The following is a 14366-nucleotide window of genomic DNA, read 5'->3' as shown; positions in this document are numbered from 1 at the left end:
CGCGAGACGGGCGGGTGGGTGGGAAAAGCCCCTACGGCAACGGCCAGACGCGGCGAAACGGGCGGGTGGGTGGGAAAAGCCCCTACGGCAAGGGCCCGACGCCGCGAGACGGGCGGGTGGGTGGGAAAGGCCCTTGCGGCAAGGGTCCGACGCCGAGACGAGCGGGTGGGTGGCGAAACCGCAGCGGCACCCCAGCGCCCCTCACACCGCCCCCGGCCCCCCGCTGAGCGCACCGTTCCCCGAGGGAAACAACCCGGCCCCGACCGGGAAACACCCACCCCGCAGGCTGCGGAACATGACATCCACGGCAGTGGTGATCGGCGCGGGCCTGGCCGGCACCCGCGTAGCGCAGCGCCTCGGCGCCGAGGGCCCCGGGGCCACCGACACCGTGCTCATCGGCGAGGAGGACCACGCCCCGTACAACCGCGTCCTGCTGGCGGAGGTCCTCGCGGGCCGGTACGGGGCGGACGTGATCACCCTGCCGACCCCCACGGGCACCGTGCTGCGCACCCGCGCGGTCCGCATCGACCGCGCGGAGCGCCTGGTGCACTGCGAGGACGGCACGGTCGTCCCGTACGGCACCCTGGTCCTCGCGACCGGCTCCAACCCGGTCCTGCCGCCGCTGCGCGGCCTGTTCGCGCCCGGCGCGCGGGAGCTGCCGCGCGGTGTGCACGCCTTCCGGACGATGGACGACTGCCTCGCCCTGTCCGCCGCGGTGACGCCCGGCGCCCGGGTCGTGGTCATCGGCGGTGGCCTCCTCGGCGTCTCGGCGGCCCGCGCGCTGGCCCGGCGGGGCGCCCAGGTCGTCCTGACGCAGCAGGCCGAGCGGCTCATGGAGCGCCAGCTCGACCCGGCCTCCTCCGAGCTCGTGCGGGCCCACCTGACGGGCCTGGGCGTCGAGGTGCACACGGAGTGCCGGGTGCGCGGGGTCGGCGTCACCGACGGCGCCGTGCGCCACGTGGAGCTGGCCGACGGCTACGCGCTGGAGGCCGAGCTGACCGTGCTCGCCTGCGGGGTGCGCCCCCGCACCGGTCTGGCGCTGGCCGCCGGACTCGACGTACGCAAGGGCGTCGTCGTGGACGACCGGCTGCGCACGTCCGATCCGCACATCAGGGCGGTCGGGGACTGCGCGGAGCACGCCGGGCGGGTCTACGGCCTGGCGACCCCGTCCCTGGAACAGGCCGACGCGCTGGCCGACACCCTGCTCGGCCGGGCCCGCGCGCCCTACGCCGGCAGCCGCATGCTCACCCGCCTCACCCTGTCCGGCCCGGGCCCCCTGGACCTCGCCGCGTTCGGTGACCCCGAGGCGCTCCCCGACGACGACGTCGTCCAGCTCGCCGACGCCACCCGCGGCACCTACCGCAAGGTCATCGTCCGCGGCGACCGCCTGGTCGGCGGTGTCCTGGTCGGCGATCTCGCCTCGGTGGGCGCGCTGGCCCGCGCCTGGGAGGCGGACGAACCACTGCCCGACGACGACAGCCCCCTGCTCCACCTGCTCACCCATCCCCAAGCTCTCGACTCCGTTCGAGCAGGGCAGACCCCCATCGGAGGCCGCTGACATGCCGAAGCCGAACCCCGCACAGACCCCGCACCGCCCCACGATCGTGCTCGTCGGCCACGGCATGGTCGGCCAGCGCTTCCTGGAGGCCGCCGTCGAGCGCGGTCTGGCGGCGAGCCACCGGATCGTGGTGCTGTGCGAGGAGCCGCGCCCCGCCTACGACCGGGTGCAGCTGACCTCGTACTTCTCGGGCCGCACGCCCGACGAACTGTCCCTCACCGACCGGGAGTTCCTGGACCGGCACGGCATCGAGCTGTACGTCGACGAGCCCGCCGAGCGCTTCGACCGCGCGGCGCGGACGGTCACGGCCCGCTCCGGGCGCGTCTTCCCGTACGACACGCTGGTCCTCGCCACCGGTTCGTACCCCTTCGTGCCGCCCGTGCCCGGCAAGGACGCGACGGGCTGCTTCGTGTACCGCACCATCGAGGACCTCCTGGCGATCGAGGAGTACGCGAAGAAGCACGCGACGACCGGCGCGGTGGTGGGCGGTGGTCTGCTGGGCCTGGAGGCGGCGGGCGCGCTGCGCGGCCTCGGTCTCGCCACGCACGTCGTGGAGTTCGCGCCGCGCCTGATGCCCGTACAGGTCGACGAGGGCGGCGGCGCGGCCCTGCTGCGCACCATCACCGGCATGGGGCTGAGCGTGCACACGGGCACCGGCACGCAGGAGATCGTGACGGGCGAGGACGGCGCCGTGCGCGCCATGAAGCTGTCCGACGGCAGCGAACTGGCCACCGATCTGGTGGTGTTCTCCGCCGGTGTCCGCCCGCGCGACCAGCTCGCCCGCGAACACGGCCTGAGCGTCGGTGAGCGCGGCGGCATCACCGTCGACGCGCAGTGCCGCACCAGCGACCCGGACGTGTACGCGATCGGCGAGTGCGCGCAGGCCGTGGACGGCCGCGTGTACGGCCTGGTCGCGCCCGGCTACGAGATGGCGCAGACGGCCGCCGCCGCCATCGCCGCCGACCGGGAGGCGAGCTTCACCGGCGCCGACCTGTCGACCAAGCTGAAGCTCCTCGGCGTGGACGTCGCCTCCTTCGGTGACGCGCACGGCACGGCGGAGGGTTGCCTCGACGTCGTCTACTCCGACTCGCGTTCGGGCACGTACAAGAAGCTGGTGATGGGTCCGGGCGGGGAGCTGCTCGGCGGCATCCTGGTCGGTGACGCGGAGGCGTACGGCCTGCTGCGCCCCCTCACCGGGAGCGTGCCGCCGCTGCCGCCCGAGCAGTTGGTGCTGCCCGAGGGCGCGGGCGCCCCCGTCGCGCTCGGCCCGGAGTCGCTGCCCGGCTCGGCGGTGATCTGCAGTTGCCACAACGTCACCAAGGACGCCATCCAGGCCTGCGCCACGCTGCCCGAGGTCAAGAAGTGCACGAAGGCCGGTACGGGCTGCGGCAGTTGCGTGAAGGTGATCGGGCAGCTGCTGCCCCGTTCCGGCGACCAGGGGCTGTGCGGTTGCTTCACCCAGACCCGCCAGGAGCTGTACGAGATCGTGCGCGTCCTGCGGATCACGTCCTTCCGGGCACTGCTCGACGGGCACGGCCGGCAGGCGGCGCGCGGCGGCGAGGGCTGCGAGGTGTGCAAGCCGACGGTCGGCTCCATCATCGCCTCGCTGGCCCCGACGATCGGCGCCGAGGGCTACGTCCTGGATGGCGAGCAGGCCGCGCTGCAGGACACCAACGACCACTTCCTCGCCAACCTCCAGAAGAACGGCTCCTATTCGGTGGTGCCCCGCATCCCCGGCGGCGAGATCACCCCGGACAAGCTCATCGTCATCGGCGAGGTGGCACGGGACTTCGGCCTCTACACGAAGATCACCGGCGGTCAGCGCATCGACCTGTTCGGGGCGCGCGTCGAGCAGCTGCCGATGATCTGGACCCGGCTGGTGGACGCCGGTTTCGAGTCCGGGCACGCGTACGGCAAGGCGCTGCGCACGGTGAAGTCCTGCGTCGGGCAGACCTGGTGCCGCTACGGCGTGCAGGACTCCGTGCGCATGGCCATCGACCTGGAGCTGCGCTACCGCGGGCTGCGCGCCCCGCACAAGCTGAAGTCGGCGGTGTCCGGCTGTGCCCGCGAGTGCGCCGAGGCCCAGTCGAAGGACTTCGGCGTGATCGCCACGGCCAGCGGCTGGAACCTGTACGTCGGCGGCAACGGCGGCGCCACCCCGCGCCACGCCGATCTGCTCGCGCAGGACCTGGACGACGCCGGGCTTGTCCAACTCATCGACCGGTTCCTGATGTTCTACATCCGCACCGCCGACCGTCTGGAGCGCACCGCCGCCTGGCTGGAGCGGATCGACGGCGGCCTGGACCACGTGCGGGACGTGGTCGTCCACGACTCGCTGGGCATCTGCGCCGAACTGGAGGCGCTGATGGCCGACCACGTCACGCACTACCGCGACGAGTGGGCCGAGACCCTGGACGACCCGGAGCGCCTGGCGCGCTTCGTGTCCTTCGTGAACGCGCCGGGCGTGCCGGACCCGACGGTCGGCTTCGTCCCGGAGCGCGACCAGATCAAGCCGGACCTGCCCCTGCTCTCCCTCAGCCCCCGGCCCCTGGAAGGAGCCTCCCGATGAGCACGACGCCCACCCGTGTCCAACTGCGCCTGGCGGACGACTGGTTCGAGGTCTGCGAACGCGCCCGGCTGACCCCGGGGCGGGGCCTGGCCGCCCTGCTGCCCGACGGCCGGCAGGCCGCGCTCTTCCTCGACCGCGAGGGCCGGGCGTACGCGATCGACAACCGCGACCCGTTCACGGGCGCCGCGGTGCTCTCCCGGGGGCTGCTCGGTTCGCGGGGCGGGCGGCCGTTCGTCGCCTCGCCGCTCCTGAAGCAGCGGTTCGACCTGGAGACGGGGCGGTGCCTGGACGACGACGAGGTGGCGGTGGCCGTGCACCCTGTGCGCATCGCCTGACCCCGCCCGGCCTCGCGCGCCCCCCAAGGTACTTGACCGCCCGTTCCAGAAAAACGTAGGGTCACCGTCGTGGCCAGGACCAAGGAATTCGATCCGGACGCCGCGTTGCAGTCGGCCCTGGAGCTGTTCTGGCGGCGCGGCTACGAGGCGACGTCGATGGCGGATCTCGTCGAGGCGCTCGGCATCGGGCGCGCCAGCATCTACGCGACCTTCGGCAACAAGCACGCGTTGTACCTGAAGGCCCTGGAGCGGTACGCCGAGATCCAGAACCCGCGCCTGCTGGCCACGCTCTCCCGGCCGGGCCCGGCACTGCCCGCGGTGCGCGAGGTCGTACGCCGCTTCGGCGGCGAGGCCGCTTCCGAGGAGGACCGCCGCAGCGGTTGCTTCGTCACCAACACCGCGGCCGAACTGGGCCCGCACGACGAGGCGGCCCTGCGCCGCGTGGAGCGCAGCTGGGAGCACATCGAGACCCTGCTGCACTCCGCGCTCGTGCGCGCCCAGGCCCAGGGGGAGCTGCCGGCGGACCGCGATCCGCGGGGGCTCGCCCGCCTGCTGCTCGTCCTGATGCAGGGCCTGCGCGTCGTCGGCAAGGCGTCCGCGGACCCGGCGCGGGTGCGGGACGCGGTGGAGCAGGCGCTGGCCCTGCTCGACTGACCCGCCCGCCCCCTATGCCCACCGTTCACCTTCTGTTGTTTTTTGCTGCCCTCATACTGAACCGATCGGTCAAGAAAAGAGACTGTCATGACGGCCCTCGCCGCCCGCACCCGTTTCACCGGCCGCACCGCCCTCGTCACCGGGGCCGGCTCCGGCCTCGGCCGCGCCATCGCCCGCGCCTTCGCCGCCGAGGGGGCGAACGTGGTGGTGGCCGGGCGCACCGAGGCGCCCCTGAAGGAGACCGTGGCCCTCATCGAGGCCGCCGGCGGCACGGCGCTCGCCGTCACCGCCGACGTCTCCCGCTCGGCCGACCTCGCCGCGCTGGTCGCCGCGACCGTGGACCGCTTCGGCTCCTTGGACGTGGCCGTCAACAACGCGGGCGTCCTGCGGGCCGGGCAGCCGGTCGCGGAACTGCCCGAGGAGGACTGGCGCACGATGCTCGACATCAACGTCACGGGTGTCCTGCTCGCCCTCCAGGCGGAGGTCAAGCAGATGCGCACGCAGCCCGCGGGCGGCGCGATCGTCAACATCGGCTCGACCCTGGGCGCCCACACCAGCGCCCCCGGCACCGCCGCCTACGGCGCGACCAAGGCGGCCGTCTCCGCGCTGAGCCGCGCGGCGGCCGCCGAACACATCCGGGACGGGGTCCGCATCAACACCGTCAGCCCCGGTGCCGCCGACACCTCCATGTCGTTCCGCCCCGGCGAGAAGGAGGCCGACCGGGCGGCGCGCATGAAGGAGCAGACCCCGCTCGGCCGGGTCTCCACCACCGAGGAGGTCGCCGCCGCCGTGCTGTACCTGGCGTCGGACGAGTCGGGTTCGGTGGTCGGCGCCGACCTCCTCGTCGACGGGGGCGCGGCCGCCTAGCGCAGGCGCCCTCGCAGGCGTACGGCCCTACGCCGCGCCCCGCAGGCGTACCGCCGCCAAGGGGATGAAGCCCGGGCCCTCGCCGGCGGTGGGTGTCTCCTGGCCCGCCAGGCGTCGCAGCAGGGCGAGGGCGATCCGCTCCCCGTGGGCCTTCGCGCGGTCCGCGTGCGGGCCGTGGTGCAGGCCGTCGATCGTGGCGTGCCAGAGCTGGACCCAGCGCCCGGCGTGCTCGGCGGTCAGGGGGCGCACGGCGTGCAGTGCGGCGTGCGGCGCGAAGGCGTCGCGCCGGTAGTCGGCGGTGCGCCAGAGCGCGCGCTCCCAGAAGTCGGTGATGTGCGGCAAATGGGCGTCGAGGTCGGTCCCGGCGATCTCGGTGAAGAACGGGCCGATCAGCGGGTCGGCGAACGCGGCCGCGTAGAAGCGGCGGAGCAGCACGTCGAGGTCGGCGCGGGTGGTGATGTCCTCACCGCCCGCTCGGGTGTCGCGGTCCATGCCCCCAGTGTCCCCTCTCCCTCCGGGGTTCCCCAGGGGCGAAGGTCACCGGGAGGCGTGCGCCGGGGCGCGGGCGCCTGCGGCTACCGCAGGCCCGACGCCTCGAACACGCCCCGCGCCGCCGCCGCGTCGACGCGTGCCGCGAGCCGCCGCAGTTCGGCGCAGCCCGTCCTGAGCAGCCCCGCCTCGCGCGCGCGCCGGGCCCCGACTTCCAGGCGGTGCAGCAGCAGCGGGTTGTCGACCAGGACGCGCGGGTCCAGTTCGACGCGGTTGCCGAGCGAGTCGCACAGGACCAGCCGCGCGGCGACGCCCTCGCTGTGGCGCACGGCGGTCAGCAGTCCGGTGCACACGTGCCCGCCGCGCCACAGCCCCCGTACGGCGAGCCAGCCGGGGCCCGCCGTCACCCGCACGGGGTGCAGCACCGCGTACAGCAGGGCGGACAGGCCCGCCCACAGGGCGGTTTTGGCCATGCCGGGCGTGCCGTCGAGGAGGTCGAGGAGGACCAGGAGCACGAAGAGCGCCGACGCGCTGAGGGCGGCGGTGCGCACGTGCGCCGGCCGGGTCCGGTCGGTCGCGATGTCCGGAGTCGCCCGCCTGGTCCCGCCGCTTCGCGGTGCCGTGTCCCGCGTTGTCCTGTCATGCCCCATGTGCGACACGGTAGAACGGCGGCGCGGCCCGTGGCGACCGCCTTGACGCGGCGCATACACCCGCGCGGCCCGCCTTGACGGAACGCTGACACTCGGCCGCAACACCTCTGTCGTAATCCCCGCGCATGGTTGATCGTTGGGCCCGACACGTACAGGAGCCACGACAGCACGCAGGGGGACGATCAGGATGACCATCAGCCGCAGGGCACTGCTCGGGACCGGCGCGGCGCTCGGACTGCTCACCGCGTGCGGGTCCAACACCGGGCGCGAGGGAGGTTCGGGCGGCAAGGGACCGCGCCTCGCGCAGTGGTACCACCAGTACGGCGAGCCGGGCACCGAACAGGCCGTGAAGCGGTACGCCGCCGCGTACCGCAAGGCGGACGTGCGCGTGCAGTGGCGGCCCGGCAACTACGACGAGCAGACGGCCGCCGCCCTGCTGACCGACTCCGGCCCCGACGTCTTCGAGGTCAACGGCCCCTCCCTGGACCAGATCCAGGGCGGCCAGGTCGTCGACCTCACGGACCTCTTCGACGGTGTGCGGGACGACTTCAACCCGGTGGCGCTCGCCCCGAAGACGTACGACGGGAAGATCTGGGCGATCCCCCAGGTCCTCGACACGCACCTGCTCTACTACCGCAAGAGCCTGCTGGCCGACGCGGGCGTGCGAGCGCCCCGGAGCATGGACGAGCTGGTCGACGCGGCGAAGGCGCTGACCACCAAGAAGATGAAGGGCCTCTTCCTCGGCAACGACGGCGGCGCGGGCGCCCTCGGCATGACCCCGCTGTACGCGGCGGGCCTCTCCTCCGTCACCGAGGACGGCGAGGTCGGCTTCGACGACCCGGCCGCCGCCCGCGTCCTCGGCAGACTGCGCCAGCTGTACGCCGACAAGTCGCTGCTCCTCGGCGCGCCCGCCGACTGGTCGGACCCCTCGGCGTTCACCCAGGAGCTGACCGCCATGCAGTGGTGCGGCCTGTGGGCGCTGCCCGCCGTGCGCGAGAAGCTGGGCGACGACTTCGGCGTCCTCCCGCTGCCCGCCGACGGGCCGCACGGGAGGCCCGCGCTGCCGGTCGGGGCGTACGGCGCGGCGGTGAGCGCCCGCAGCGGCCACAAGAAGGAGGCGAAGGACTTCCTCAAGTGGCTGTGGATCGACGGGACGCGCCACCAGGAGGACTTCGCGCTCTCCTACGGCTTCCACATCCCGGCCCGGCTCTCCCTGGCGAAGAAGGCCGACAAGCTGACGAAGGGTCCGGCGGCGGACGCCGTGCGCCACGCCACCGAGCACGGCTACGCCGAGCCGCTGCTGTGGACGCCCGCGAGCCGCACCGCCTACCAGGACGCGCTGAGCCGCGTCATCAAGTCCGGCGCGAATCCGGAGAGCGAGCTGAGGTCCGTGGTGCGCGAGGTGCGGGCGGAGCTGGCCCGGGTGAAGAAGAAGTCATGAGGGGCGCGGCACCGGCACGCCGGCCGCTGGGCAGCCAGAACCGCACGCTCTGGTTCTGGGTGTTCGTCGGCCCCTTCGCTCTCGGCCTGGTCCTGTTCACGTACGTACCGCTCGCCTGGAGCGTCTACCTCAGCTTCTTCGACGCCCACAACACCGTCTCGCCCACGGACTTCGTGGGCCTCGACAACTACGCGTCGATGCTGCGGAACGACGCGTTCACCGACAGTCTCGCCACCTTCGCGCTGTTCTCGGCGTTCATCGTGCCGACGACGTTCGTCCTGTCGCTCGCCCTGGCCCTGATGGTGAACCGCACGCGCCGGGCGCAGGCGTTCTTCCGGTCGGTGTTCTTCCTGCCCGCCGCGTGCAGCTATGTCGTGGCGGCGCTGATCTGGAAGCTGTCGATCTTCAACGGGGTGCGGTTCGGGCTCGCCAACACCGTCCTCGGCTGGTTCGGCGCCGAGCAGGTCGCCTGGCTGTCGACGACCGAACCGCCCTGGTACTGGCTGGTCGTCGTCACCGTGCGGCTCTGGCTCCAGGCGGGCTTCTACATGATCCTCTTCCTGGCGGGCCTCCAGCGGATCCCGCCCGTCCTCTACGAGGCGGCGGCGGTGGACGGGGCGCGGCCCGGCTGGCAGGTGCTCCGCCACATCACGCTCCCACAGCTGCGCGCCACCTCCGTGGCGGTGACGCTGCTCCTGGTGATCAACGCCTTCCAGGCCTTCGACGAGTTCTACAACCTGCTCTCGGACTCCCGCGGCTATCCGCCCTACGCCCGTCCGCCGCTCGTCTACCTCTACTACACGGCGCTCGGGCAGGGGCAGAACCTCGGGCTCGGCAGCGCGGGCGCGGTGATCCTCGCGCTGATCATCGCGGTGGTGACGGTCGGCCAGGCACGCTGGTTCGGCCTGAGCGGGAAGGAGGAGCGACGACGGTGACCGCTCCCGTGAAACGGCCCACGGGTCCCGCGCAAGGGCCCACCGCTCCTGTGCGACGGCCCACGGAGGACGCCCTGGTCCGGGCGGGCCGCGCGCTGCGGCTGGTGACGCTGATCGCGCTCGCCCTGCTGTTCCTGATCCCCTTCTACCTCCTCGTGCGCAACGGCCTCGCCTCCGAGGACGACATCACCTCCCCCGACTGGACGTTCTTCCCCGCGACCCTGCACTGGTCGAACCTGTCGGAGCTGTTCGCGGACCCGACGGTGCCGATGGCGCGCGCCCTGCTCAACTCGGCGCTGATCGCGGTCGTGACCACCCTCGCCACCCTGGTCCTGGCCTCGCTCGCCGGGTACGGCCTGGCCCGCATCCCCTACCGGCACGCCGACCGCGTCTTCTACGCGATCCTCGGCACGATGATGGTCCCGGCGGCCGTCACCTTCGTGCCGAGCTTCGTGCTCGTGTCGTCGCTCGGCTGGGTGTCGACCCTGCGCGGCCTGATCGTCCCGACGCTCTTCTCGGCCTTCGCGTGCTTCGTCTTCCGCCAGTACTTCCTCGGCTTCCCGAGAGAGCTGGAGGACGCGGCCCGGGTCGACGGCCTCGGGTACTGGCGTACGTACTGGCGCGTGGTCGTCCCCAACTCCCGGCCCGCCTTCGCGGCCGTCGGCACCATCGTGTTCATCGGCGCGTGGAACTCCTTCCTGTGGCCGCTGGTGATCGGCCAGGACCGCGAGGCGTGGACGGTCCAGGTCGCCCTGGCCACCTTCACCACGTCCCAGGTCATCCGCCTGCACGAGCTGTTCGTCGCGGCGGCCGTCTCGATCGTGCCGCTGCTGGTGGTCTTCCTGCTCTTCCAGCGGTGGATCGTGGCGGGGGTGGAGCGGTCGGGGATCGACGACTAGGGACGGCCCGCGTGTCCGTATCTGTGGGACATGTGGCCCCACGGCCATGGCGCGGTGATCCGGCGGCGCGAAGACTTGAGGCCACCGCAGCGGCGGACAGTCGACCCGAAGGACCGGGGCCACCGGGGCGCTCGCGGCCGGCGCGGGCGCGTCCCGTCGGGGCGTCCGGATGTCGATATCGGATCGCCCCGAGCAGCGTGATTCTCGCCACGCCTGAACGATCTTACGCTCAGATGAGCGATTGCGGGGCGGCTGCACTTCTCCAAGGGGTGGCACTCAGTGCCAATGCTCGATCATTCACGACGTGAACTCACATCTGAGAACTTCCCGCTCGTTTGAGCGTTTAGCAGGGTCTACGGGGGTAGTCACTTCAAGACTTGAACACAACCTTCTCCCTCTCCCTACCGCTGAGTCACTTTCGATCTAGCGGCGGACGGGTGGTTACGGCCGCATGACGCGCAAGTGGACGTACCCAGACGCCTTCGATCTGGGTATGTTCCTCGCCGTCAGGGCAGCCACCGAGTCCTCGAGGAGTCGAGACCCGTGTCGGAAAACAAAGATCTCCACGTAGCTCACACGAGTGAGACGACCGAGGCGACCGAAGCGGTGAAGTTCGTCTACGACTTCACCGAGGGCAACAAGGACCTCAAGGACCTTCTCGGCGGCAAGGGTGCGAACCTCGCCGAGATGACCAACCTCGGGCTGCCCGTCCCCCCGGGCTTCACCATCACCACCGAGGCGTGCAAGACGTACCTCGACAGCGGCGAGGAGCCCACCGAGCTGCGCGACGAGGTCAGCGCGCACCTCGACGCCCTGGAGCACAAGATGGGCAAGAAGCTGGGTCAGGCCGACGACCCGCTGCTCGTCTCCGTCCGCTCGGGCGCCAAGTTCTCCATGCCCGGCATGATGGACACGGTCCTGAACATCGGGCTCTCCGACAAGTCCGTGACCGGGCTCGCCAAGCAGTCCGGCGACGAGCGCTTCGCGTGGGACTCCTACCGCCGGCTCATCCAGATGTTCGGCAAGACCGTCCTCGGCGTCGACGGCGACCTCTTCGAGGACGCGCTGGAGAAGGCCAAGGAGGCCAAGAAGGTCACGGTCGACACGGACCTGGAGGCCGGCGACCTCAAGAAGCTGGTCACCAAGTTCAAGAAGATCGTCAAGACGGAGGCCGGGCGGGACTTCCCGCAGGACCCGCGCGAGCAGATGGACCTCGCGATCCGTTCCGTCTTCGAGTCCTGGAACACCGACCGCGCCAAGCTCTACCGCCGCCAGGAGCGCATCCCGCACGACCTGGGCACGGCCGTCAACGTCTGCTCGATGGTCTTCGGCAACCTCGGCCCCGACTCCGGCACCGGCGTCGCCTTCACCCGCGACCCGGCCAGCGGCCACCAGGGCGTCTACGGCGACTACCTCCAGAACGCGCAGGGCGAGGACGTCGTCGCGGGCATCCGCAACACCGTGCCGCTCGCCGATCTGGAGCAGATCGACAAGAAGTCGTACGACCAGCTCATGCAGATCATGGAGACCCTCGAGACGCACTACAAGGACCTGTGCGACATCGAGTTCACCATCGAGCGCGGCCAGCTGTGGATGCTCCAGACCCGCGTCGGCAAGCGCACCGCCGGTGCCGCGTTCCGCATCGCCACGCAGCTCGTGGACCAGGGCCTGATCGACGAGGCCGAGGCGCTCCAGCGCGTCAACGGCGCCCAGCTCGCCCAGCTGATGTTTCCCCGCTTCGACGAGAGCGCCAAGGTCGAGCAGCTCGGCCGGGGCATCGCCGCGTCACCGGGTGCCGCCGTCGGCAAGGCCGTCTTCGACTCGTACACCGCGATCAAGTGGTCGCGGTCGGGCGAGAAGGTCATCCTGATCCGCCGCGAGACCAACCCCGACGACCTCGACGGCATGATCGCCGCCGAGGGCATCCTGACCTCGCGCGGCGGCAAGACCTCGCACGCCGCCGTCGTGGCGCGCGGCATGGGCAAGACCTGTGTCTGCGGCGCCGAGGAGCTGGAGGTCGACACCAAGCGGCGCCGGATGACGGTCGGCTCCACCGTGGTCGAGGAGGGCGACGTCGTCTCCATCGACGGCTCGACCGGCAAGGTCTACCTCGGCGAGGTACCCGTGGTGCCCTCCCCCGTCGTGGAGTACTTCGAGGGCCGCATGCACGCGGGCGCCGACGACGCCGACGAGCTGGTGGCCGCCGTGCACCGGATCATGGCGTACGCGGACCGGGTGCGGCGCCTGCGGGTGCGCGCCAACGCCGACAACGCCGAGGACGCGCTGCGCGCCCGCCGCTTCGGCGCGCAGGGCATCGGCCTGTGCCGCACCGAGCACATGTTCCTCGGCGAGCGCCGCGAGCTGGTCGAGCGGCTGATCCTCGCCGACGCCGACGACGAGCGCGAGGAGGCCCTCAAGGGGCTGCTGCCGCTGCAGAAGCGGGACTTCGTGGAGCTGTTCGAGGCGATGGACGGCCTGCCCGTCACCATCCGCCTGCTCGACCCGCCGCTGCACGAGTTCCTGCCCGACATCACCGAGCTGTCGGTGCGCGTCGCCCTCGCCGAGTCCCGCAAGGACTCCAACGAGAACGACCTGCGCCTGCTCCAGGCGGTGCACCGCCTGCACGAGCAGAACCCGATGCTCGGCCTGCGCGGTGTGCGCCTCGGCCTGGTCATCCCGGGCCTGTTCACCATGCAGGTGCGGGCCATCGCGGAGGCGGCCGCCGAGCGGAAGAACGCCAAGGGCGACCCGCGTGCGGAGATCATGATTCCGCTGGTCGGCACGGTCCAGGAGCTGGAGATCGTCCGCGAGGAGGCCGAGCAGGTCATCGCGGAGGTCGTCGAGTCCACCGGCGTCGAGCTGAAGCTGGCGCTCGGCACGATGATCGAGCTGCCGCGCGCCGCGCTGACCGCCGGTCAGCTCGCGGAGGCCGCCGAGTTCTTCTCCTTCGGCACGAACGACCTCACGCAGACCGTGTGGGGCTTCTCCCGTGACGACGTGGAGGCGAGCTTCTTCACCGCGTACCTGGAGAAGGGCATCTTCGGCGTCTCGCCGTTCGAGACCATCGACAAGGACGGCGTCGGCAAACTGGTCAAGGACGCGGTCAAGGCGGGCCGCGAGACCCGCCCCGACCTGAAGCTCGGCGTCTGCGGCGAGCACGGCGGCGACCCGGAGTCCGTGCACTTCTTCCACGAGGTGGGCCTGGACTACGTCTCCTGCTCACCGTTCCGCATCCCGGTGGCCCGGCTCGAAGCGGGCCGCGCGGCCTCGCACTCGACGGGCAGCGACCACCGGTAGAGCCCCGGGACCGCCGCCGTGTCCCCGACCCTCAGTACCGATGCGGCGGCGGCCCCGGCCCACGACGAAGAGGCGACACCCTGTGCGGGGGTGCCGCCTCTTCGGGCGTTCGGGCGTGGTCAGCGGGGACGGCGGCCGGCTCGGTTCTTCGCGATGTTCCGGGTCTTCTTGGTGCGGGCCGACCCGGCGACCACGGCGAGCACCGCCGGCGACGTCGACCACTCGGCGAGATGGCGCTGCATCCAGTCCGTGACCTGCGCCAACTCGGCCGCCGTCGGCACGTGGCCGTCCTCGACGGCCAGGTGGAACAGCCAGTCCTGGACGCGCCGGAGGATGAACTCGCGGTACGCCTGCGTCCTGAGCCGGTCGATCTCCGGCAGCAGCTCGTCCGCCCACCGCCGGAACTCGGCGGGACCGGTCGCCTTCCTCGCGATCTCGTCCACGAGGGCGACCACCGCCGTCTTCGCCCCCATCTCGTTGGGGTCGCGCAGGATCGCGGCCACGATGGCGCGGTCCCGGTCGCGGCTCTGCGAGGCGGCGGTCACCGAGACGACGCGCAGGTACGCGGACGTCCGGGCGTGGTCATTGGCGACGGCGTCGTCGACGTCCACATCGATGATGCCGGCCTCCGCCAGCAACTCGGCCACATCGGCGTGCAATGTCATTGCTTCA

Annotated in this window: 12 protein-coding genes; 9 read left to right on the top strand and 3 right to left on the bottom strand. The window is 71.9% G+C overall.

Annotated features, from left to right (window positions below; all coding sequences use genetic code 11):
* Nucleotides 1-295: 295 nt before the first annotated feature.
* The 5 genes from ABZ385_RS08545 (at nucleotide 296) to ABZ385_RS08525 (ending at nucleotide 5983) form a co-directional block, all read left to right on the top strand.
* On the top strand, nucleotides 296-1558 hold the full coding sequence (locus ABZ385_RS08545; protein WP_358910494.1) for an FAD-dependent oxidoreductase: 1263 nt from the start codon (nucleotides 296-298) through the stop codon (nucleotides 1556-1558).
* A gap of 1 nt (nucleotide 1559) precedes the next feature.
* Entirely contained in the window at nucleotides 1560-4127 is a 2568-nt protein-coding gene (nirB, locus tag ABZ385_RS08540) for a nitrite reductase large subunit NirB (RefSeq protein WP_358699678.1), read from the top strand.
* Nucleotides 4124-4462, top strand: a complete 339-nt coding sequence (gene nirD / locus ABZ385_RS08535; RefSeq protein WP_358587728.1) for a nitrite reductase small subunit NirD — start codon at nucleotides 4124-4126, stop codon at nucleotides 4460-4462. Before nirB ends, nirD begins: the two co-directional genes overlap by 4 nt.
* A 69-nt stretch (nucleotides 4463-4531) precedes the next feature.
* Nucleotides 4532-5116: a TetR family transcriptional regulator gene (locus ABZ385_RS08530; RefSeq protein WP_358910492.1), complete on the top strand. Its 585-nt coding sequence runs from the start codon at nucleotides 4532-4534 to the stop codon at nucleotides 5114-5116.
* Nucleotides 5117-5203: 87 nt separating this feature from the next.
* On the top strand, nucleotides 5204-5983 hold the full coding sequence (locus ABZ385_RS08525) for an SDR family oxidoreductase (RefSeq protein ID WP_358910490.1): 780 nt from the start codon (nucleotides 5204-5206) through the stop codon (nucleotides 5981-5983).
* 27 nt (nucleotides 5984-6010) lie between these two features.
* Here the strand turns inward: ABZ385_RS08525 and ABZ385_RS08520 are convergent, their stop codons facing one another.
* Nucleotides 6011-6475, bottom strand: a complete 465-nt coding sequence (locus ABZ385_RS08520) for a group III truncated hemoglobin (protein ID WP_358587721.1) — start codon at nucleotides 6473-6475, stop codon at nucleotides 6011-6013.
* A gap of 83 nt (nucleotides 6476-6558) precedes the next feature.
* The gene (locus tag ABZ385_RS08515; protein ID WP_358910488.1) at nucleotides 6559-7122 is read right to left on the bottom strand and encodes a hypothetical protein; all 564 of its coding nucleotides are present in this window, start codon (nucleotides 7120-7122) and stop codon (nucleotides 6559-6561) included.
* 187 nt (nucleotides 7123-7309) lie between these two features.
* Here ABZ385_RS08515 and ABZ385_RS08510 point away from each other — a divergent pair, with 187 nt between their 5' ends.
* From ABZ385_RS08510 to ppdK, 4 genes are all read left to right on the top strand, one after another.
* A complete protein-coding gene (locus ABZ385_RS08510; protein ID WP_358910486.1) occupies nucleotides 7310-8563 on the top strand; it encodes a sugar ABC transporter substrate-binding protein in 1254 nt (417 codons plus the stop codon).
* A complete protein-coding gene (locus ABZ385_RS08505) occupies nucleotides 8560-9498 on the top strand; it encodes a sugar ABC transporter permease (RefSeq protein WP_358910484.1) in 939 nt (312 codons plus the stop codon). The genes ABZ385_RS08510 and ABZ385_RS08505 overlap by 4 nt, the downstream gene beginning before the upstream one ends.
* Nucleotides 9499-9548: 50 nt before the next feature.
* Nucleotides 9549-10397: a carbohydrate ABC transporter permease gene (locus ABZ385_RS08500; RefSeq protein WP_358698307.1), complete on the top strand. Its 849-nt coding sequence runs from the start codon at nucleotides 9549-9551 to the stop codon at nucleotides 10395-10397.
* A gap of 543 nt (nucleotides 10398-10940) precedes the next feature.
* The gene (gene ppdK, locus ABZ385_RS08495) at nucleotides 10941-13694 is read left to right on the top strand and encodes a pyruvate, phosphate dikinase (protein WP_358587713.1); all 2754 of its coding nucleotides are present in this window, start codon (nucleotides 10941-10943) and stop codon (nucleotides 13692-13694) included.
* A gap of 119 nt (nucleotides 13695-13813) precedes the next feature.
* Here the strand turns inward: ppdK and ABZ385_RS08490 are convergent, their stop codons facing one another.
* Nucleotides 13814-14359 (bottom strand): hypothetical protein, encoded by a 546-nt coding sequence (locus ABZ385_RS08490; RefSeq protein WP_358587710.1) that lies wholly within the window; start codon nucleotides 14357-14359, stop codon nucleotides 13814-13816.
* Nucleotides 14360-14366 lie beyond the last annotated feature (7 nt).

It is taken from the genome of Streptomyces sp. NPDC005898, from assembly GCF_040629635.1.
Taxonomy (GTDB): domain Bacteria; phylum Actinomycetota; class Actinomycetes; order Streptomycetales; family Streptomycetaceae; genus Streptomyces.
Note: the sequence above shows the minus strand (reverse complement) of the source record. Positions and strands in the feature narration are given on the sequence as shown.